Source organism: Nocardia sp. NPDC052316, from assembly GCF_044547795.1.
GTDB lineage: Bacteria > Actinomycetota > Actinomycetes > Mycobacteriales > Mycobacteriaceae > Nocardia.
Map to the genome: position 1 here is coordinate 187,813 of NZ_JBIUBB010000003.1, position 21,067 is coordinate 208,879.

A 21,067-nucleotide genomic window follows, 5' to 3' on the forward strand; every position below is an offset into this window, starting at 1 on the left:
CGCAGTCGGTGGCGACGGCGTTCGCCGGAGCGGCACCGAGGAAAATGGCACAGACGGCTGCTGTAAGAGTAGGAATGAAGTACCGCATCATCGATTCGGTCCTTTCGTATCCACGGGTCGATCTCCAAGCCGGTAGTGCTAATTCAGCAAATCACTGGTAACCGGCAATGTGGTGCAGCTGCGCCGGAGTGTCCGCGAAATGAAACAATCGTAGGTTCGGGGTACCGGCGTAATTTCTGCGGTCCCGTGGGGTGTGCCGTCGCCACTCGGTCATACTTTTCGGCTATCGTGGCCCTTCATGACGACTACCCCGGGTCGGACGCGTATTCGAAGCCGTCTCGCCGCGTCGGTGGTGGGGGCGATCGTGGTGGTGCTGGTTTCGCCATCGCTGGTGCCAGCGCAGGCGGCGCCGGAGCCGAATCCGGCACCGAAGTCGCCGCCGGGAGCGAAATCGGAGCCGACGCCGCCGCGCATCCGCGGCACGAACTGGGCCGGTTACGTCGTCACGGGCAATTTCACGAGCGTCAGCGCGGAATGGATCGAACCCGAAGTCACCTGCTCGGACACGGGCGTGATCCAGCGCGTAGTGCCCTGGGTCGGCCTGAACGGGACGCTGGTCAACGGCAAGCAGGCCCTGCCGTTGATGCAGACCGGCTCCGAGGCCATTTGCGTCAGCCCGGCGGGCGCGCTCGCCTCGGTGCCTGGATTGGCGGTCCTCAATATGGCCAGCGCCACCGTCGCCGATAATCCCGCGTGGTTCCGTAATGCGGTCAGGGCGGCCCAGAGTATGAACAGCCAGATTGGGCAGGTCGCCTCCGAAGGGTGCGCGGTGCTGGGCACCGGCTCGGCTCAGGGCGCCGCGATGTGTGCCCAGCAGACGTATCGAATGGCGCTGTGGGAAGCCTATCCGGCGGGTCCGGTGATCTATCCGGATGTGACCTCGAACCCCGGCGACAAAATGAGTGCGTCGGTCACCTTCGACGGTAAGGCGTACACCATGACGCTGGCGAATATGACGCAGAATTGGACGCGGACCACCGTCGCGGAGTCCGACGCCCCCGCGTTGAGCGCGGAAATCATCGTCGAAGGACAGCTGAACAGCGCCCTGCCGACGTTCAGCCCGATCGCCTTCACCAATGTGCGGATCGACGGAAAACCATTGACCGCATTCGAGCCGGTGGGTTATTCGATCGCCGCCACGAATGGTGAGCTCGGTCCAGGCCCGATCGCCGAGAACGGCACCAGCTTCACCATCGCCAAATAGTTCGCTGCTCGGCTGCCCGCGTGGCGTCCGTCGCCGAGCGCGGCGACGCCGCGCCACCGGCGGTGGCCGTCAAACATCAAGAGTCCAGCGATATCTCAGTCGTCACCCCGGTCGCGCTGATAGCCTTGGCCGTCCCTGGACGGACAGCCGTTCGGCCACCCGACACTGGAGACATTGCATGGCGAATCCCGGAATGAAAGAACTCATCGCGCTCGGGCACGAACAGAAGTACATCACCCACGCCGAGATCAATGAGTATGTCCCCGAGGCCGTCGGCGATCGCGATCAGTTCGTCGGCATCATCCAGATGCTGGACGCGAGGGGAATCCCCGTCTACGAATCCGATCCGGTCGAATAGCGCTGCTGCGCCGGAAGGTTCGCACAGTAACCCACGGCCTGGTCGCTGCCGCGGGGCAGCGAACTCACTCCGGCAGTGCCGGATCCGAATCCCGCCGGGCCCGACGCGATCCGCGTCCCCTGGATCCCCGACCGATCCGAACGGCTTACAGGTTCGAATACGAATCGGCGGTGTGCGCAGTAGCGGCGTGCACGCCGGACATCGTTGTCGGTGAGACCGGAAGGATGAACTGTGGTCGTTCGAGCGCGCGGTGCACGGTCGATGGTGGGCTTGTCCGCATTACTGGCGGGAATGGTGCTTGCGGTCGCGCCGGTGCGGGCGGAGGGATTGCCCGCAGGCTGCGCCGGGGCGGTGACGGCGGGTAACGACACCATCACCTGCTCGGACAATCTCACGGCCGGTTCGGTGCTCGACGCGGGCGACGGTGACGACACCATCGTGATCGAGGGTGACGTGCTGGAGGGTGCGGTGGTGTCCGGCGGTGCGGGCAAGGACAAGATCTCCGCCCGTAATGTCGGCCGGTTCCTGTGTCCAGCAGCCGAACTCGGGGCGAACGATGTCAACGGCGGCATCCTCGACGGTGGTCCCGGCGATGACGAGATCACGGTCGGCGGCCAAGAGCGGCCCGCCGCCTGCGATGCCGTCATGCAGAAGGGGCCGGGCGGTAATGTCGGGCGCCACGGTGCGGTCGTGGGCGGGCCGGGCAACGACGTGCTCCGAATCGGCAGTGTCGGTTATGTTTTCCAGCCCGACCCGGCCAAGCCGGAGACGACCGCCGGTGCGCACGGCGGCCGGGTATCCGGCGACGAGGGCGACGACACCATCGCCATCGACACCGTCAGCCTCGGCGAGCGTCCGCCGAGCGGCACCGCGCCCGACGCACCGGACGCCGTGTTCGGGGGAGCGGGCAAGGACACGATCTCGGTCCACCGAACCGTCGGCGCCGCCGACATCTACGGCGATGCCTACGCGCCCGTCCCGGACGCGGCCGGTGACACCATCACGGTGGACGAGATGACCGGCGGCTGGGTGCACGGCGGCCCCGGCGACGACATCGTCACCGGCGGCACCCTCGGCGGCGCGGGCGCCGCACTCTGGGGCGACGACGGCAACGACACCATCAAGGCCGCCGACATGTACCTCGGCGCAAGCGTTTTCGGCGGCGACGGTAACGACACGCTGTCGGCCACGTCGCTCAACAAGGACCCGAGCACCCGTGCCGCCACGCTGATCGGCGGCAACGGCGACGACAAGATCGACGTCGGCACGGTAGGCACCACCGACTCCGTCGTCCTCGGCGACGGCACCGGCCCCACCGCGGGCGCCGACCCCAACGGCGGCACCGGCAAAGACACCATCACCGCAATCGCCAACAACGGCAGCATCTTCGGCGGCAACGACGACGACACCATCACCATCGACGTCAACAACAACCTCGTCGACGGCAGCGCAGGCACCAACACCTGCACCATCAAGGGCCAAGGCTCGCGTGGTTCGGTCACCGCCTGCGAGCAGAAGTAATGCGCTGCCGAACCGGTTGTCAGGGAGCAGGTTCGAACCACGCCGCCCCGTCGCCCCGTGCCTGCTCGACGCGCAGCATCTCGTGCGCGGGCAGCTCCGGCAACGCCGACACCTCGAACCACCCGACCTCCAGGGATTCGTCGTCGTTGACCCGCGCCGTGCCGCCGATCGCCCGGCACCGGATGGTGATGTCCATGAACTGGCAGATGTCACCATTCGGGTAGGTGTGCGGCGGCATTGCCTGGACGAGCACCAGACGCTCCGCGACGCAGTGAACGGCGGTCTCCTCGAACACCTCTCGGACGGCGCAGGCCGCAGGCTGCTCGCCGGGTTCCGGCATTCCGGCGATGATCGCCCAGGCACCGCTGTCGGCGCGGCGCCCGAGCAGCAGCCTGCCGTCGTCATCGAAGACCACGGCGCTGACGCCGGGTAGCCACAGCAGTTGCTGGCCGGCGTCGGCGCGGATGGTTCGGATGAAGTCGGGGGTAGCCATGGGGTGACAGTATTGCGCCGGACCGCCGCCGTCGGTCGGATTGTGAGCGTGGTGAATCTCTGCGATTGAATTCATGATTTGCGGGGTATGCGGCCGGTGACGGGCTTTTCGGGTTCGGTCAGCACAGGTGCGGGCCGAACGCGGAGTAGCGGCGCACCCGGCAGCGTCAATGATGACGAGCTTCTCGATGACGAGCAGGCACGGCGGGAGCGGTCGATACCAGCCCTGGGTACAGTTGGAAATAGTTAGGCGTTGCGGTAGCTGGATACCGTGGTCGCCCCTGAGAAAGGGGACACGGTTGTCCTTCCCGTTGCAGAACTCCGATGGCACCTCGCCGGAGCACGTTGCCGTTTCCCTGGGGTGGGATCCTTCCGACCAAACTTTGCTGGTCGATTTCGACGGCACGGTAACCCCGGGCACCCGGATCGACTTGAATTCGGCCGCTTTGGTTTTCGCGGGGGAAGTCCTGGTGGACACCGTCTACCACGAGCAGTTGGTCTCGCGGGACGGGGCGATCGCGCACAGCGGTGACAGCCCGATCGGGGACGGCGCGGGGGACAACGAGGTGATCACCGTCGAGCTGGCGCGGCTGGCGCCCGAGGTGACCTCGGTCATCTTCCTCGTGACCTCGTACTCGGGGCAGAGTTTCGCGCAGATCGAGAACGCGTACTTCCGGCTGGTCGACACCACCTCGGGCCTCGAGATCACCCGCTACCTGCTCAGCGGCGGCCCGCACACCGGCCTGGCGATGGGCAAACTCGTTCGCACACCGCAATGTTGGTACTTCATCGGGCTCGGTGAAGGGATTTACGCTCATCACCTGGCCGAAGCGGTCCCGCAGATGGCGCGCTACCTGCCGTAGCGCGGGGAGGTCAGAGCGGCCGATAGCCGGCGCCGACCCCGCCCCGCGCGTTGAGGTCGTTCATGATGGCGCTGATGTTGGTGCCGACCTGCGGCCCGAGGCAACCGACGCCGAGATAGGCGTTCACCATGCCGACCAGCGTGGTACCCGCCACCACCGGCGCGCCGGAATCGCCCTTCATCACACACATCTGGGTCCAGGTCTCGGTGCTGGTTGCGCGCACATCGCCCCACACGACACCGCAGCTGGTTCCGCTGGTGCTGCCGCGCTTGCACACCACCGACGGAAATTGGGCGGGCGCACCGAGACCGGTGATGGTGGTGCCGCCGACCCCGTTCACCGGACGCACCCGCTCGGCGTCGAATTCGATGACCGCGTAGTCCAACGTACGGTCGGAGTAGGCGAATCGGCCCACCGCCGCACCGTTGGGGTCGCCTTCGACCACGACGACCGAGCCAGGCTCCCCGCAGTGCCCGGCGGTCAAACCGACGAGCCGATCGGCACTGTCCTTACCGATGGTGGTCAAGGTGCAACCGACCTTCGAGTCGACCAGGATGCCGGAGCCACCGCCGACGGTCGGCGGGGTGTCGTCCGCCTGGGCCTGGGCGGCGGCGGTTCCGAGCAGCGCGGTTGCGGTGGCGGCGGCGAAGGCGAGTGCGGTTCGTGTCACGAGCAGGCTCCTCTGGATCGGCTCCCCGGTGCGGTCCGGCCGGGTGTTCGCGACATTCCCGCCTCGATCGTTTCCAAACGGGCTATGTCGCAACCGAATTCGCGTAGGAAGCGGCGATCCTCCGCAGCGTACGCCACCGGCGTGCGCTGCCGTGCCGTTCCCAGGCCCTCAGATCAGCCCGCGGCGGGCCAGCAGCGGCTCGATCTCAGGGGCCCGCCCGCGGCAGGCTTCGAACGCCGCCAGCGGGTCCACCGATCCGCCCTTGGCGAGCAGTTCGCGCCGGAAGACCGTCCCTTTTTCCCTGATCGACGCGGCACCGTCGTCGAACCAGTCCACGGTGTCCGCGTCCAGCACCTCGCTCCAGATATAGGAGTAGTACCCGGCGGCGTATCCGCCCGCGAAGATGTGTGCGAAGTAACCCGTCCGATACCGCGGCGGGATCGCCTCGATGGCCAGTCCGGCCTTGTGCAGCGCCGCCGCCTCGAACGCCTCGGCGTCGGCCCCGGCCAGCGCCTCGGCCCCCGGCACGCGATGCCACGCCCAATCCAGCAGCGTCGCCCCGAGATACTCCACGGTTCGGAAGCCCTCACCGAACCGCTGCGCCGCCGTCATCCGCTCGACCAGCTCGGCGGGCATCGGCTCGCCGGTCTCGATATGGCGGGCATAGTTGGCCAGCACCTCGGGCCGGATCATCCACACCTCGTTCACCTGCGACGGGAACTCCACGAAGTCGCGCGGCACCTCGGTGCCCGCGAAGAACGGGTAGCGCACATTCGAGAACAACCCGTGCAGCGCGTGCCCGAACTCGTGAAAGAGCGTTCGGACGTTGTCCCAGGTGAGCAGCGCGGGCTCACCGGCCGGCGGCTTCACGATATTGAGGTTGTTCACCACCACCGGCCGCGTTTCCAGCAGCCGGGATTGGCTGACCAGCTCGTTCATCCAGGCCCCGCCGTATTTCGACGGCCGCGCGAAGAAGTCACCGAGGAACAGCCCCAGTGCGCTGCCGTCCGCGTCGAACACCTCGAAGACCCGGACCTCCGGGTGGTAACCGACCAGGTCCGTCCGCTCACGCAGGGTGATCCCGTAGACCTGCTCAGCGGCGAAGAACACCCCGTCGTGCAGCACCCGCTCTAGTTCGAAGTAGGGGCGCAAGGCCTCGGCGTCCAGCGAGAACCGCTCGGCCCGCACCCGCTGCGACCAGAACTGCCAATCCCACGAGCGCAGTTCGTCGTCGGTGCCGTCCGCGCGCATCGCGGCGGCCAGCTCGGTCGCCTCGCGGTCGGCGTTGGCCACCGCGGGCGGGACCAGCCGTCCGAGCATCTCCTCGACGGCCTCGGGGGTGCGCGCGGTCTGGTCGGCCACCGCGTACGCGGCGTGGTCCGGGTAGCCGAGTAGCGCGGCGCGTTCGGCGCGCAGGGCGGCGATCCGGACGGCGAGGTCGCCGTTCTCGGGCAGTCCACGCCCCAGCGAGACCGCCATCACCCTGCGCCGCAGCTCCCGGTTGGCGAGTTCGGCGAGGACGGGCTGATTGGAGACGTTCTGCAGGCTCAGCGCCCAGGCCTCCGCGTGGCCTGCCGAGCGGGCGTTCTCGGCGGCGGCGGTCACCTCGGCGGGGCTCAGCCCGGCCAGTTCCTCGGCCTTCGTCACGATCACCGTCGCGGAGTTCCTGGCCGTCACGTTGTTCTGCCCGAACTCCGTGGTCGCCGCCGCGATTTCGGTGTTGAGCTCGCGCAACCGGGTCTGGCCCGCCGCGTCCAGTCCGGCGCCTGCCCGGACGAACCGCAGGTGATACTGCTCGACCAGCCGCAGTTCCTCGGCGTCGAGGCCCAGGTCGGCGCGGCGTCGGTAGAGCGACTCGATCCTGGCGAAGAGGTCGGCATTCAGGTGGATGGCGTCGCGGTGCGCGGCCAGCCGCGGCGACATCTCGGCCTCGATCGCCTCGGTCCCCGCAGTGAAGTCCGAGGAAGCGATGTTGAAGAAGACATTGGAGACCCGGGTGAGCAGCGCTCCCGAGCGTTCCAGTGCCACCACGGTATTGCCGAAGGACGGCTCCTCGTCCGTGGCGGTGATCGCGTCGATCTCGGTCAACTGCTCCGCCATGCCGCGCTCGAACGCCGGCACGTAGTGCTCCTCGCCGATCTCGGCGAACGGCGGCAACTGGTAGGGAAGCGTGCTGCGCTCGAAGAACGGGTTGCTCGTCATAGGGAAAACCCTATGCCGGATCGGCCCGTGGTCGTCGGTGGATGTGGGTAATGCGCCGCGATGTGGCCGTGTCCGCCGGGTTGCTCGCCGACCTGCTGACCGCCGCGGACCTCACCGCGTTCGCCGGTCCGCTGTGCGGGAATCGACATGTCGAAAATGGTTGATTACCAGCGTGTTTAGAAATGTAACGGGTGCCTGATTTGTCCGTTCTTCGCGTTGACAGCCGGGTGGCGCGGATAGAGGCTGCACCTGACTTTCCGTGCGCTCACCGGGAAGCGATCGCTTCGATGAATCGGAGGAGCTGGCTGTGCGTGCACGTCGACGATCGGAAAATCGCGGTGGCAGAACGGAAATCATTTCCGGGCCGGATGGTGAACGTACGGCCGCGCGCAGCCGAATTGTTCGACCGCGCACCATCAGTGGGCAATTGGGGCGAATACTGATTGTTTCGCTGGTCTTGGTTTCGGTGTCGCTCGGGGTGATCGTTGTCCGGGAGGTCGGCTCCTATCGGCAGAGCGGTGCGACCGTCACCGCGGTGTCGCACGCACTGGCGGTGCAGGATCTGGTGCAGGAGGTACAGCGGGAGCGTGGCCTGAGCAACGGGCTGCTGGGTGGCGCTGCCGGGCTCGAGCAGGCATTGGCCGATCAACGGGTGCGCACCGATCGGGCGATCGACATACTCGACGCAGGAGACACCGGTGGTGACCAATTACGTTCGGCTCTCGATAGATTCGCGACCATCGTGACGACACGTGCACAGATCGACGGTCATCGGATCAGCAGGCAGACCGCCTTTCAGTTCTATACCGACGGCATCGCCGCGCTGAATCGTCTGACGCTCGGCCTGGACTCGGCACGCGACGAGCAGATCCGGCATGGATTGCGAGCGCTGTACGCACTGGGTGACGTGAAGGAACAGACGGCGAAGGAACGCGGCTTTCTCAATGGCGTCTTCACCGCCGATGCGTTCCGGCCCGACGAGTACGGGCAATTTCTGCAGATTCGCGCCGCCAAGACGGCGGGCCTCACCGCGTTCACGCTCTACGCGACGGCCCGCCAGCAGCGACTGCTCGACGCCGTACTGCATGGTGAAAATGCCACTGAGGCAGCGGAATCAGAGCAGACGGCCGTTGCGTCCTACGCCGGACCGCTGGTGCGTCCGGTCGATCCGGGGAAGTGGTGGGCGCAGATGACGGCGGTCATCGATGCGCAGCACGGCGTGCAACAGGCGATCGGTGACGATGTCCGGCAGCGCGCTGCGGTGCTGCGCAAGCACGCCGCGCTGATCCTCGGCGGTGTGCTGCTCGCGGCGCTGATCGCGGTAATCGCCGAGGCGACACTGGTTTTCGTCAGCGTGCGGGCCATCGTGCGCCCGCTGGCGATGCTGACCGCCGACGCGGACGATGTCGCCGATCGCCGACTGCCGCGCATCATCGCGGCCTGGCAGGCGGCCGACCGTTCCCAGCCGCTCCCGCCCGAGCCGGTGCGCACCGCACCCGGCGCCAGCACCGAAATCACCACCCTGACAGCGGCATTGGACGGCGTGCAGCGCACCGCTTTCGCGCTGGCCTCGGAGCAGGCGCTGGTTCGCCGCAACACCGAGGAATCGCTGGCCAACCTCGCGCGCCGTAACCAGAATCTGGTGCGCCGTCAGCTCGGCTTGATCAGCGAGTTCGAGCGCACGGAGCTCGATCCCCAGGGTCTGTCCAACCTGTTCGAGCTCGACCACCTGGCCACCAGGATGCGCCGCAACGCGGAGAACCTGCTGGTGCTCGTCGGCGAAGCGAGTCCGCGACGCTGGGCCGAGCCGATCGCGCTCAGCGACGTGATCCGCGCCGGACTATCCGAGGTGGCCGACTATCACCCGGTGGTGGTGCACCGGCTCGATGAGGTCGCGATCGTCGGCGGTGTGGTCACCGGTCTCGCGCACATGCTCGCCGAGTTGATCGAGAACGGGCTCGCCTTCTCGCCGCCGGAGGTCGAGGTGGAGATCTACGGCCGGATGGTCGCCTCCGGATATCTGCTCGCGGTCGTCGATCACGGCATCGGGATGCCGGCGGACAAGCTGGCCCAGGCGAATGCGCGGCTGCGCGGCGAGCAGGACTTCGTCGTCGCGCCGACGCGCTATGTCGGGCTCTATGTGGTCGGGCGATTGGCGCGTCGGCTCGGTATCGAGGTCGAGCTCACCGCGTCGCCGATCAGCGGGATCGTGGCGCGGTTGCACTTGCCCGCGGAGATCATCGTGACTGAGCGGGGTGCGCAGAGCGTGGCCGTCGCGCCGCCCAACAGTGCCATCGCAGCGCACAGTGCGGGGTGAAAACCACCGTGTCGGGGCGGGTGCCTGACGGGTTGACGCTGCGGCACCGACAGGCGTAGCGGGACCGGTCCTGGCAGTGTTTCACATCGAAAGCCGTGGTCAAAGCGGTGAGCCGGGTATGTCGTATGGCATATTGCCTACCTTTAATTCTATCTGTTACCGTGCGTCACGGAAATGAGCCGACAATGGCCGAAGTCCGTGACTGTCGCCGAGGTGCCAGCGAACGAGGCCAGCGACGCGAACTTGCGGAGAACGAGGACACACGGGTTCGAACGGATAGCGGAGAACGTCATGAAGAGTGCCTGGGTATACGGCGTGGTATTCCTGGTTTTGGGTCTGACGGCCATATTCATCGCTCGGCTGCGCTTGAGCGAGATCCCGGACCTGGCGATCGGGCATTCGAGCCCGCCCCCGGTGCTGGGACGGCTCAGCGAGAAGGTTGTCGACTACGAGATCGACGGTCCGCGCGGCACACCGGTGCGGCTGTCGTATCTGGACGAGCACGGCACCGTCACCGATGTCTCCGCCGACCTGCCGTGGCGGACCTCCTTGCGCACCCGCACACTGACCATGGCCACCGGCATTGTCGCGCAAGCGGACGCCGACCAGGTCTCCTGCCGCATAGTCGTCGACGGGCAAGCCCGTGATGCTCAGGTGGCGAGCGGGCGGTTCGCCTCGGTCAACTGCACGGTGCCGGTGTCATGAGCGGGCGAATGGCGCAGGCATCGAGCCGGATGCGCGAGGTGCTCGGCAGGATGCGCGGGGAATTCTCGGTGCCGTTCGACCGGAAGCTGGCACGCCGCGCGCCGGGCCGGCCGTTGCCCGCGCGGCTGCTGTACAAGTTCTCGGTGCCGATCGTCGTGGTCTGGCTGCTCCTCGCCGGTGGACTCAATCTCTTTGTGCCCCAATTGGAGACCGTGGTCAACGGACACGCCCGGTCCTTCCTGCCGGACGAGGCCTCCTCGGTGCAGGCGATCGTCAAGATGGGTAATTCGTTCGGCGGGGCGGGGACCAACAATTTCGTCTACGTGCTGCTGGAGGGGGACGCGCCGCTCGGCAATGACGCGCACCGGTATTACTCGGCGCTGCTCGACCGGCTGACGCAGGACACGAAGCACGTCAACTCCGCGATGGACCTGTGGTCCAATCCAAATTTCTCCCCGGCGAGTGAGAGTTCCGACGGTAAAGCGTCCTTCGTGCTGCTCAACCTGGCCGGCAATATGGGCACGGCGCTGGCCATGGAATCCACTCATGCAGCCAGGGACATCATCGCCGACTATCCACCGCCGCCGGGCATCACCGTGCATCTGACGGGTCCGTCCGCGGTCGTCAACGACGAACTCGTCTCGATCAACGATTCGATGCTGTTGCTGATCCTGGTGTGCGCAGGCTTGGTCGGCGCGGTGATGCTCTGCGTCTACCGCTCGCCGATCACGGTGGCGATGCCGCTGCTGACGGTCGGAATGGGTTTGGCTGTGGCGCGTCCGGTGGTGGCATACCTGGGCGAACAGCAGATCATCGGCGTCTCCATCTTCGCCTCCGCGCTGCTCGCGGTGATCGTGCTCGGCGCGGGTACGAACTACGGCATCTTCCTGCTCGGTAGATACCAGGAGGCACGGCGCGCGGGCGAAGACCCCGAAACGGCGTATTACACCGCGCTACGCGGGGTCCTGCACATCATCATCGCCTCCGGCATCACCGTCGCGGGCGCGACCGCCTGCATGTCCTTCACCAGGCTCGCCATCTTCAGTACCTCCGGCTTGCCGTGCACCATCGCGGTGAGCGTCACCCTCGCCGCGGCCTTGACGCTGGGGCCCGCGCTGCTCGCGCTGGGCAGTCGGCTCGGCTTTCTCGAGCCGCGTCCGCAGTCGTCCCAGCGCCGGTGGCGGCGGATCGCGACCTCGGTGGTCCGCTGGCCCGGGCCCGTTCTGGTGGCCAGCCTCGCCGTGCTGGTGCTCGCGATCCTTGTTCTGCCGACCTTCCGGCCGAGCTTCAACGAGCGCATCGCGCAACCGAGCGATTCGCCGGCGAACCTGGGGATCGCGGCGGCCGACCGTCATCTGCCGCCGAACATCATGGCGCCCAGCATGTTGCTGGTCGAATCCGATCACGATCTGCGCAATCCCGGCGATCTGATCGCGCTCGCGAAGCTCACCAACGCGGTGCTGAAGGTGCCCGGAGTCAGTGCGGTGCAAGGGATTACGCGGCCGTTGACGACTCCGCTCGAAGAAGGCACGCTGACCAATCAGGCGGGCTACATCGGCAATCGCTTCACCCAGCTGAAGGACATGCTCGCGCCGCGGCTCGATGACCTGACCGGCCTGGCCGGGCGGATCGATCAGTTGAACCTCACCATCAAAGGGGTGCAGGGTGCGCTCGACACCGGGGAACAGGGGTTCGCCCAGGTGAACGGCAACGCGGTCGCGTTGCAGTCGGCCGTCGCCGGTGTCGTCGAGAAGCTGAACTCCATTCGCGATACCGCCGGGCCCGCAAAGCAAATGGTGAGCTCGATCCCGAATTGCCGAGACGTCAGCGCCTGCCAGGCGGCGCTCACCGGATTCTCCCTTTTCGACGATGTCGGGCGGCTGGACAACACGGTCGACGGGCTCGTGAGCGGCGTTCGCACTGCCGCGCAAGCGCTTCCGCAGCTCGATGCTCAGGTCGCGAGCCTGCGCGAGTTCATCGGCCAGGTGACCGGCGTGCTCGCGCCGCTACAGGGCACATTGAACATCCTGCTCCCGCAGATATCGGAGATCACGCAATTTCTGAACGAAGTCGGGAAAGGGTTCACCGCAGGCGATCCCAACGAGTTCTTTTTCCTGCCGAGCCAAGCGTTCGACAGTCCGCTCTTCAAAAGCGCGCTGCCCTACTTCTTCTCGGCGGACGGCAAGGTGACCCGGATGATCGTGACGCCGCAGATGGAGGGTTTCAGCCGGGAAGCCATGGATCTCAGCGCCAAGATCATTCCCACCGCGCTGGACGCGATGAAAGGCACCTCGCTGGCGGGCAGCACGGTCAGTATCGGTGGACCCGGCGGCACGCTGCTCAATATCGAGGCGTTCGTCCGGGAGGACTTCATCACCAGTGTCGTCGCCGCGTTCGCCTTCGTGTTCTGTGTGGTGTTGCTGCTGCTGCGCAGTCTCGTCGCGGCCATCGCGGTGATCGGAACGGTCGCGCTGTCCTATCTGTCCGCCTTGGGACTGACCGTGCTCATCTGGCAGCACATCATCGGTAACCCGCTGCACTGGTCGGTGGCGCCGGTGTCGTTCATCTTCTTGGTCGCCGTGGGCGCGGACTACAACATGCTGTTGGTGAGTCGCTTCAAAGAAGAGCTGTCGGCGGGAATCAATACCGGAATCATCCGGTCGATGGTCAATACCGGCGGGGTGGTCACCACCGCCGGGCTCGTCTTCGGCGTGACGATGTTCGCCATGCTCGTGAGCTACGCGCACAACATCGCGCAGATCGGCACCACCGTCGGCATCGGACTCTTCCTCGACACGCTGATCGTCCGCTCGTTCGTCGTGCCCACCATAGCCGCGCTCACCGGCCGCTGGTTCTGGTGGCCGATCAATATCCTTCGGCTGCGTTGACCGTGGCGGGCCGCCACCCGTGCTACACCGGAGGGCATGCGGTTGCTCATCATGTCCGACACACACGTGCCGAAGCGGGCGCGCGACCTGCCCGAGCAGCTGTGGCGAGCGGTCGAGGTGGCCGACGTGGTCGTGCACGCCGGTGACTGGGTCGAGGTGGCGTTGCTGGATCGGCTCGAGGCGCGCAGCAAGCGGCTGATCGGCGTCTACGGCAACAACGACGGACCGCTGCTGCGGGCGCGGCTGCCCGAGGTCGCCCGAGCCGAACTGGCTGGGGTGCGTCTTGCGGTGGTGCACGAGACCGGGGCTGCCAAAGGTCGTGAGCAGCGGTGCGCGCGGGACTTCCCCGACACCGACGTGCTGGTATTCGGGCACAGTCACATCCCGTGGGACACGGTCGCGGACAACGGTTTACGGCTGCTCAACCCCGGCTCGCCGACGGATCGGCGCAGGCAGCCCGAGCACACCTACATGACCGCGACTGTTCGCGCGGGACAACTGGGCCAGGTGGAACTGCACGTTATCCCGCGCGGACAATGAGGTGGTTGCCCGTCAGGGTCGGGTGGCGAGATAGATCGTGTTGGTCGACCGCCCGCGAGTGAGCGGATTGTCGAAGGCAACCTCCTCGGACGCCACCTCGGTGAACACGGATTCGAGGACGGACCGGAACTCGTCATCCGGGGCGTCGTCGGACCATAGGGCGAACGTGCCGCCCGGGGCGATATGCGCGGACAGCGCCCGCAGCCCGTCCCGCGTGTAGAAGGGCGCGTGCGGGTGATGCAGCACGTGCCGTGGTGAGTGGTCGATGTCCAGCAGGATCGCATCGTAGGTTCGGCCCGGACGATCGGGGTCGAACCCCACCGTGCTCGCCGCCGCCGCGAAAAAATCGGCACACACCAAGCTGATTCGGTCGTCCGCCGCCAATCCGGCAGTGGCAGGCAACAAATCACGGTTGTGCCAATCGATCACCGCAGCCGAATACTCGATCACCGTGAGCTCCCGAACGCGCTTGTCCCGCAACGCTTCCTGCGCGGTATAGCCCAACCCCAGCCCACCGACCAGCACATCCAACTCCACCCCCACAGTGCGCCCGAGCCCCAACCGAGCAAGCTCACGTTCGGCCACCGTGAACAAACTCGACATCAAATACTCATCCCCGAGCTTGACCTCGAACACCTCCATGCGCGCCGTCGGATCGAACCGCCGCCGCAAACTGATCTCCCCCATCGGCGTCTGCTGCCAGCCGAGTTCCTCGAAGTGTGCGCTCATCGCAGTGACGATAGGCGCTGGACACCACCCGCCGTGCGCACGGCGCGGGGGATCGGGCCGGATAGAATCCGGCAGTGCCGACCGTGGAGCAGATCGACGGCGTTGTGTGGCCGGATCCGCCTGCCGACGCCACCCGCTTGGTGCGGACGGTTCATGCGTTGCGGCGCAAGACGATCGGCTCGATGTCCGCCGAGGATTTGCGGATCATGCTGGGGCAGGGGGTAGACGTCGCCGCGCTGGTGCCTTGCTCGCTGGCGTTACTGGAGCAGAACCCGTTAGCACAAGGCAACTGTTACCCAGGCGACCTGCTGGTGGCGACCTTGCGTAGCCCGGACAACTACTGGGCGGGAAACCCTGACATGGCAGCGAAACTCAGATCCATCATCGACCGGTTTCGTCAGATCGACGACCTCGATCACCATTTCCCGCCGGACGATCAGATCTGGGCCCGCATCGATCAGCTGTGTGAAACCGGTTGCTTCTGAAGAAGTTTCCCGCAATCGCGCTTTGCCGCACGTGGTGGATGATCTGCCTGTGATGGAATTCGCCAGGTGAAGGTTCGGCAGTACTGCTATTTCGCGGTGAAGAGTGGAGGCCATGTCGGCGGGGGAGATCGGCGCGTGGTTGGGGATGGAGGCGGATGCGGTCCTGGTGCTGGGGCGCAAGTCGGTGCGACGCTATGGCTGATGTTTCCCGTGACGGCGCTGGACCGGGTGGCGATGGGGGTGTGTGGGCGGCGGAGATTGCGGACAATCTGAGATATCTGCTGAATCAATGGGATCCGATCGGTGTGGCCGATCTGGTGGACGACGAGTATGAATGTTTGATCGTCCCGTTGGTGACGCGGCTGGGTGCGGGGGCGGGGCGGGCTGAGGTCAGCGAGTTTCTCTGGACTGAGCTCGAGGAGCACTTCGGGCTGAATCCGTATCACCATCGGGAGCATTACGGGGTGGATGGGTTGGCCGATCGACTGGTGGCGTGGTGGGCCGCCGTCGCGAGGCATGATCGCGGAATTGGATAGCACCCTGCCGGTGATGAACGATCCGGCTCGGCTTTGACGTTGGTCACAACCTGGGTCGGTGGGCGCGGGATGCTGCTGCGCGATGCGTGCGCATCGCAGGTAGATGGCCATCGAACGGTCACTGCCGGTTCAGCGGGGCGGCCGGCTTCCGCTGTACCGTCGGGCATGACCTCCGAAGTGATCGCTGAGGCGAATTACCCAGGCGGAACTGCTGTGGCCCGGCGGTCTGTGGCGGATCGGGTGCGGGCGTGGACGGTGCTGGTGTGGTCGGCGGTGCCGTCCGCGGCGTTGGTGACGGTGTTGCTGTACGGCCTCGGCCGTGCGGCGGGTGTCGAGGTGCCGGGTGCGCTGGCGGCGGCCTGGTTACTGGGGTGTGCTGTCTGGTCCGCGGTGTGTTCCCGCGGCTCGGACCGCCGGTGGGCGGCGCGGCTGGTCGGGCTGCGGCGGCCGACGTCGGACGAGACGCGCAAGCTGGTTCCTGCCTTCGAGAACGTTGCATATAAAGCCGGTGTGGCCGCCGCTGCCTACACGCTGTGGGTGCGGGAGAAGGACCGGCGTTTCGTGGTGCCGGGCCGAACGATCGCGGTACCCGCGGAGTCGCTGCGCCTGCTCGCACCGCGTGAGTTGGAAGCTGTGCTCGCCCACCAGCTCGCGCAACGAGTGCAGGGGCGACTGACGTTCTGGCAGTTGGTGTTTCGCCACTACAATCTGCCGGTCATCTGGATCGAGCGCGCGTTGATGTCGGGTCTCGGGCTGGCCGCCGTCGGCGCGGCGATCGCGCGACGACTGCCCGCGCGCGGCTCCCGGGCTTTCGCCGTCGGCTGGACCGTGTTCAGTAGAGTCCTCGTCGCCTGCCCGACGGTCGCGGCGACCACGGTGATCGTCGGCCTCGCCCCCGCCGTGCTGCTGCGACTGATACCCGAGGTGGTGGCACTGGCGCTGATACCGCTCGCCGACCGGATCGAGTATCGCACCGATCAAATCGTGGTCGATCTGGGGTACGGGCCAGAACTCGGCGCCGTCCTGCAGCACACACACGCACCGCACCCAACGCGGGCACCGCTGAACCTGCTGTCGGTTTCCCTGTGCTCCCCGAAAACCGCTCCGAGCAAGCGGATTCGGCGAATCCGCGATCGGCTCGACGAACTGGCGAGGCGTTGGAGCCGGCCCACGCAGTAGGTGGAACCATAGGCGGCGGGTGGCACCGAGCCACCCGCCGTCGAACATGACCGCAGCCGGCACCTACGGAGCTCGCCGATCAGCGCCGTCGAATCCTGTTGGCGGCAGCCAGAATTGGTCCAGCGGCAACCACGGCACCGGCCCCGAGCCGGGTATCGGTGGCCAGTATCCATCGAACCGTCTTCATGGCCAGCGTAAGCACTTCACTACCGCGCGAACGCATCTCCGCCTCGAACCGACTGACAGCCACCGTGAGCGCGGTAGTACCCGCCGCGACCTCACTCAGATTCGCAACCAAACTCGCGGCGTCGCGGATGGCTGCACCAGCCCCCATCCCCGCGGTCGGCGGGGTCGCGTGCACGGCGTCGCCGAGCGCGGTGATGACCCCGGCCGGCCAGGGTGCGAGATCTCGGGCCCGAGTCGACGCCGCGTTGAACCGGAACGCGGCCACACTGTCCGGATCGGCCCGGGCAATGACCTCGAGCGAACGCTCGCTCCAGCCGACTCGGCGGAACCAGGTCAGCAGCTCCTTCTGGAGCACCTCGCCGGGAGCGGCACGCATCGCGTCGGTATCGGCGGACTCGGGAAACATGGCTCCCCAGATATAGGTCGGCCCCACCGTGACCGCCGCCCGAAGCCCGGGGGCGTCGAGCACCGCGTTACCGGACGGATCGAGATAGCCGATATACAGCGCCGCACCGCGCGGACCGACGGCCAGCCCGGACCGTGGTCCGAGCCGCCGCTGCTCGACCGAGCTGAGATCGCCGACAGCGGTCCTCCCGGAGAAACCGATGATGCCGGCAGGCGCGTTGGTCGGTCCGCCGGCCAGGTAGCGCGCCACCAGCGAGTGTGCACCGTCCGCTCCCACCACCAGATCGCCGCGAACAGGCGACCCATCGGCGAACATCACCTGCGGTGTGCCGTCCTCGGCCCGGCCGATCGCGGTGACGGCCCGGCCCAGCCGGAGATCGGCACCGACCGCCTCGGCCAGCAGCGTCCGCAACGTGATCCGGTCGACGTCCACACTGGCATCGCCGCTGAGATCTCGCCCGTGGCCGAGCAAGCGCCCGCGCCGATCCCACAGCGCGTCCGGCTCCCGCAGCCGCAGCGCCGACGCGGAAGCCAGCAACCGTTCGAAGATCTCCGGCGCGACGAGTTCCCGCAGCGCCGACTGTGCCCGCCCGTCGAGCGTGATGTGGTACCCACCGGTCGCGGCCACGTCGGTGTCACGGTCGAAAACTGTCACGTCGAACCCGGTGCGGCGCAGACCGGCGGCCAGCGCGAGTCCGCCGATCCCACCCCCGACGACGATGATGCGCATCTTGTTTCGGCTCCTCTGGTCGATCTCGAACAACTGTCGGACGCGAGAGTGCCACCGGTAGTGGACACCGAGTGTCCACCATCGGTCATCATGTGGCGGTGGCCGATACCTCCCGCCGAGCGCTGCGCCTGCTGTCGCTGCTCGCCACCCGCCGTCGCTGGTCACTGCCCGAGCTCGCCGAGCGACTCGGTGTGAGCGAACGCACCGCGCGGCGCGACATCGAGACGCTGCGGTCGCTCGACTACCCGATCCACACCGTGCACGGGCCTACCGGTGGTTACGAACTCGGCGCCGGGCACACCTTGCCGCCGCTGCTGTTCGACGACGAGCAGGCGATCGCCGTCGCAGTGGCATTGCAGACCGCCCCGAGCACCGTTTTCGGACTGGGCCACGACGCCGCTCGCGCGCTGGACACCCTCGAGCAGGTGATGCCGGCCAGGCTGCGCGCGGCCATGGAATCGCTGCGGCTGACCAGGCTGCAGAACTATTGGGAGTTCCCCGGGCCGCCCATCGCGCCGGATGCGCTGCGAACAGTGGGCAGGGCGGTGCGCCACCAACACCTGCTCGTCGTCGAGGCGCTGCGGGCCGACGGCACCCGCCCCGATCCGCGCGACGCCGACTTCAGCGCACCGCGCCGCATCGAGCCCCATCATCTGGTGGTCTGGGCGGGCCGCTGGTACTTGGTCGCCTACGACCTCACCGACCGCACTTGGCGGGTGCACCGGGTGGACCGCCTGCACCTACAGACGCCTACGGGTACGCCGTTCACCCCGCGGGATCTCCCCGGCGGCGACGTCGCCCACTTCGTCATGACCAGCCACGACCGCGGCGACACCCCCGCCGACTGGCAATGCGTCGGCACCGCACGCCTACGGCTGCCGGCCGAGACGGTGGCCCGCTGGGCGCCCGGCGGATCGGTCGTCGAATACCTCGATCCGCAGCACTGCCGGCTCACCCTCGGCGCTTGGTCCTGGGCGGGTATCGCGGGCATTCTCGCCACTTTCGACACCGAGCTCACCGAAGTGGCGCCACCGGAACTGACAATGGCCTGCCACCGCCTGGTACGGCGGTGGCAGGCCATCGAGAACAGTTGAGCGTCAGGCGGTCAGACCCATACCCTGCGCCAGCAGCGGCCAGGACTTGTGCAGCGCCTCTTCCCAGTACGGCCAGTAGTGCGTGCCGACCGGGTTGAACTGGTAGGTCGCCGGGATATCCAGCGAATCGAGCTTGTTCTTCAGATTGGCGGTGCAGCCGTTGACGGCCGCCTCGATGATCACACCGAGGCCGAGGTTGACCGCGCCCGTCGGGCCGGGTGCACTACCGAGGTAGTACTTGACGTCGTCCAACATCGGGATGCCACTGCCGCTGGAGATGTAGAGCTGGGTGCCGCGCAGCTTCTCCGCGTTGATCACCGGGTCGTTCGCCGCCCACTGCGGGTCGTTGGCGGGGCCGTACATGTTCTCGGTGTTGCCGCCCGCCCACGTCTCGGTGGCCAGTTTCACGAACTGCTGACCCGCCGGGTCGGCGATCTGCGCGCAGCCGCTGTAGGCGGCGACGGACTTCCACAGGCCCGGCTTGGCCTCGGCCAGCTGCAGCACCGACGTGCCGGAGGTCGACAGCCCGGCGAGTGCGTTGCGGCCGGTGGATTGCAGCGTCTTATCCAGCAGCGGGGGCAGTTCCTCGGTGAAGAAGGTCCTCCACTTGTTCACGCCGAGCACCGGGTCCGGCTTCTGCCAGTCGGTGTAGTAACTGCCGCGACCGCCGATCGGCGAGATGACATTGACCTGCTTGTCGGCCAGCCACTGCAGCGCGTCGGTCTGCGCCTGCCAGCTGGCGGTGCCGATGCCGCCGTCGAGGCCGTTGAGCATGTAGAGGTTCGGTGCCGACTTGCCCTCGTCGGCCGGGCGCTGCACGTCGACCGGGACCTCGGTGTTCATCGCCGCCGAGTACACCTTCAGGTGCCAGGTGCGGCCCTCCTTGGTGATGGAGGTGATGGCCGAGGGCTTCTGCGGTTCGGCCGATGCGGTGGCGCCGAGCAGGCTCGCGGACAGCATGGCGGCGAGGGCGACGACGGTGGTCCGCAGCGCGGCGGGGTGGCGTAGTGCGGAAAGCTTCATCGAACGTGCATCTATCTAGTACTCCCTATGGCTTGTAGCTTCGACCGGCGCGCGGGCGGCCCCAATCCCACCCACTCCGTCTTCCGTAGCGGCAAAACTGTTACACATCGGTGCCGCTCTGTCGGACATAGTCGGGTTGCGCTCTCCTACTGTAAGCGGCCGCACAACCCTCCGCGCGCGGTGCTCAGGCCTGCGGAGTAACTGTGAATCCCAACGGGCGCAAGGGAAGTCGGTCGAGGTGCCATTCGTCGCGCGGTTTTGTCGGTGTTCGGCTGCGGCAGGGAAGTCCTTCAGATGCTTTTAGCAGAATGCGCTGTCCATTGCCGCGCGCAACATAATTAATTCATCATAGTTTTCTAATAATACTCAAATGATATGTATGCGGTAGATCACCCGATCTTCGCGTAAGATAGTGGATGGCAAATACATGGCAATGCGTATCTGTAGTGCCGTTGTTCGGCCAAGTTCGCGATGTTAACTATAACTAAACGGGTTTGCGCGCGTCGGCTGATCCGGTATCGCCACCGCTGAGGGGCGTGAAGTACCGCTGGGCTCGCGGTCGGATCGACGGTACAGGCGGATTCGACTTGCGGGCCGAAGTCGGTGACGCGCTGAAGCCGAGTGGCGTTCAAGTGTCCTCCCTGTGCGGAACGGCGACCATTTCCGGTACCATTCTGCGTTAACGGCTATCGGTTGGCTATTTCCAATAGGAACTCTCGGTGTAACGTTTGCCGACCGGGTTCATGATAGGAATCCGACGGCCGGGAACGGCGGTAACGTCTCCGACCCCGAAACATCTATGCGCCACTAACTGGTCAGGCGACCAATGGCTGGCGGTGAACAGTGGCAATCTGCCGAGTCAGGCAACGTGTAGGAGAGA

18 protein-coding genes are annotated in these 21,067 nt (G+C 66.6%); 12 read left to right on the forward strand and 6 right to left on the reverse strand.

The features are described from left to right. Positions 1-298: 298 nt before the first annotated feature. The 3 genes from ACIHA7_RS13645 (at position 299) to ACIHA7_RS13655 (ending at position 3,143) form a co-directional block, all read left to right on the forward strand. Positions 299-1,264: a G1 family glutamic endopeptidase gene (locus ACIHA7_RS13645; protein WP_397289110.1), complete on the forward strand. Its 966-nt coding sequence runs from the start codon at positions 299-301 to the stop codon at positions 1,262-1,264. Positions 1,265-1,442: 178 nt separating this feature from the next. Next, positions 1,443-1,622, forward strand: a complete 180-nt coding sequence (locus ACIHA7_RS13650; protein WP_159080163.1) for an RNA polymerase sigma factor region1.1 domain-containing protein — start codon at positions 1,443-1,445, stop codon at positions 1,620-1,622. A 231-nt stretch (positions 1,623-1,853) separates the two neighbouring features. Continuing rightward, positions 1,854-3,143: a hypothetical protein gene (locus ACIHA7_RS13655; protein ID WP_397289112.1), complete on the forward strand. Its 1,290-nt coding sequence runs from the start codon at positions 1,854-1,856 to the stop codon at positions 3,141-3,143. 19 nt (positions 3,144-3,162) lie between these two features. On the opposite strand, the gene ACIHA7_RS13660 is transcribed toward ACIHA7_RS13655, so the two are convergent. Further along, complete coding sequence (locus ACIHA7_RS13660; protein WP_397289114.1) at positions 3,163-3,636, reverse strand: NUDIX hydrolase; 474 nt, start codon at positions 3,634-3,636, stop codon at positions 3,163-3,165. 187 nt (positions 3,637-3,823) lie between these two features. On the opposite strand from ACIHA7_RS13660, the gene ACIHA7_RS13665 reads away from it, so the two are divergent. Beyond that, positions 3,824-4,498: a TerD family protein gene (locus ACIHA7_RS13665; RefSeq protein ID WP_397289116.1), complete on the forward strand. Its 675-nt coding sequence runs from the start codon at positions 3,824-3,826 to the stop codon at positions 4,496-4,498. A 10-nt stretch (positions 4,499-4,508) separates the two neighbouring features. Here ACIHA7_RS13665 and ACIHA7_RS13670 read toward each other — a convergent pair whose 3' ends face one another. Beyond that, entirely contained in the window at positions 4,509-5,168 is a 660-nt protein-coding gene (locus ACIHA7_RS13670; RefSeq protein ID WP_397289118.1) for a S1 family peptidase, read from the reverse strand. Between the two features lie 168 nt (positions 5,169-5,336). Next, positions 5,337-7,370 carry a M3 family metallopeptidase gene (locus ACIHA7_RS13675; protein WP_397289120.1) on the reverse strand — a complete coding sequence of 678 codons (2,034 nt, stop codon included), beginning with the start codon at positions 7,368-7,370 and terminating at the stop codon, positions 5,337-5,339. 427 nt (positions 7,371-7,797) lie between these two features. Here ACIHA7_RS13675 and ACIHA7_RS13680 point away from each other — a divergent pair, with 427 nt between their 5' ends. The 4 genes from ACIHA7_RS13680 to ACIHA7_RS13695 all read left to right on the forward strand — a co-directional run bounded on the left by ACIHA7_RS13680 (position 7,798) and on the right by ACIHA7_RS13695 (position 13,820). Beyond that, entirely contained in the window at positions 7,798-9,687 is a 1,890-nt protein-coding gene (locus ACIHA7_RS13680; RefSeq protein ID WP_397289122.1) for a nitrate- and nitrite sensing domain-containing protein, read from the forward strand. Positions 9,688-9,978: 291 nt separating this feature from the next. After that, positions 9,979-10,392, forward strand: coding sequence for an MmpS family transport accessory protein (locus ACIHA7_RS13685; RefSeq protein WP_397289124.1), 414 nt, complete (start codon positions 9,979-9,981; stop codon positions 10,390-10,392). A gap of 50 nt (positions 10,393-10,442) precedes the next feature. Beyond that, positions 10,443-13,280: an RND family transporter gene (locus ACIHA7_RS13690; RefSeq protein WP_397290746.1), complete on the forward strand. Its 2,838-nt coding sequence runs from the start codon at positions 10,443-10,445 to the stop codon at positions 13,278-13,280. A 36-nt stretch (positions 13,281-13,316) separates the two neighbouring features. Beyond that, complete coding sequence (locus ACIHA7_RS13695; protein ID WP_397289126.1) at positions 13,317-13,820, forward strand: metallophosphoesterase family protein; 504 nt, start codon at positions 13,317-13,319, stop codon at positions 13,818-13,820. Positions 13,821-13,832: 12 nt separating this feature from the next. On the opposite strand, the gene ACIHA7_RS13700 is transcribed toward ACIHA7_RS13695, so the two are convergent. Continuing rightward, positions 13,833-14,549, reverse strand: coding sequence for a spermidine synthase (locus ACIHA7_RS13700; RefSeq protein WP_397289128.1), 717 nt, complete (start codon positions 14,547-14,549; stop codon positions 13,833-13,835). A 74-nt stretch (positions 14,550-14,623) separates the two neighbouring features. Here ACIHA7_RS13700 and ACIHA7_RS13705 point away from each other — a divergent pair, with 74 nt between their 5' ends. The 3 genes from ACIHA7_RS13705 to ACIHA7_RS13715 all read left to right on the forward strand — a co-directional run bounded on the left by ACIHA7_RS13705 (position 14,624) and on the right by ACIHA7_RS13715 (position 16,749). Further along, a complete protein-coding gene (locus tag ACIHA7_RS13705) occupies positions 14,624-15,034 on the forward strand; it encodes a contact-dependent growth inhibition system immunity protein (protein ID WP_397289130.1) in 411 nt (136 codons plus the stop codon). Positions 15,035-15,228: 194 nt separating this feature from the next. Further along, positions 15,229-15,570, forward strand: a complete 342-nt coding sequence (locus ACIHA7_RS13710) for a hypothetical protein (protein WP_397289132.1) — start codon at positions 15,229-15,231, stop codon at positions 15,568-15,570. Between the two features lie 165 nt (positions 15,571-15,735). Beyond that, complete coding sequence (locus tag ACIHA7_RS13715; protein WP_397289134.1) at positions 15,736-16,749, forward strand: hypothetical protein; 1,014 nt, start codon at positions 15,736-15,738, stop codon at positions 16,747-16,749. A gap of 79 nt (positions 16,750-16,828) precedes the next feature. Here the strand turns inward: ACIHA7_RS13715 and ACIHA7_RS13720 are convergent, their stop codons facing one another. Further along, positions 16,829-18,070: an FAD-dependent oxidoreductase gene (locus ACIHA7_RS13720; protein WP_397289136.1), complete on the reverse strand. Its 1,242-nt coding sequence runs from the start codon at positions 18,068-18,070 to the stop codon at positions 16,829-16,831. Between the two features lie 71 nt (positions 18,071-18,141). Between ACIHA7_RS13720 and ACIHA7_RS13725 the strand changes: the two genes are divergently transcribed. Further along, positions 18,142-19,164, forward strand: coding sequence for a helix-turn-helix transcriptional regulator (locus ACIHA7_RS13725; RefSeq protein ID WP_397289138.1), 1,023 nt, complete (start codon positions 18,142-18,144; stop codon positions 19,162-19,164). Between the two features lie 3 nt (positions 19,165-19,167). Here the strand turns inward: ACIHA7_RS13725 and ACIHA7_RS13730 are convergent, their stop codons facing one another. Next, positions 19,168-20,187, reverse strand: a complete 1,020-nt coding sequence (locus tag ACIHA7_RS13730; RefSeq protein ID WP_397289140.1) for an alpha/beta hydrolase — start codon at positions 20,185-20,187, stop codon at positions 19,168-19,170. Positions 20,188-21,067 lie beyond the last annotated feature (880 nt).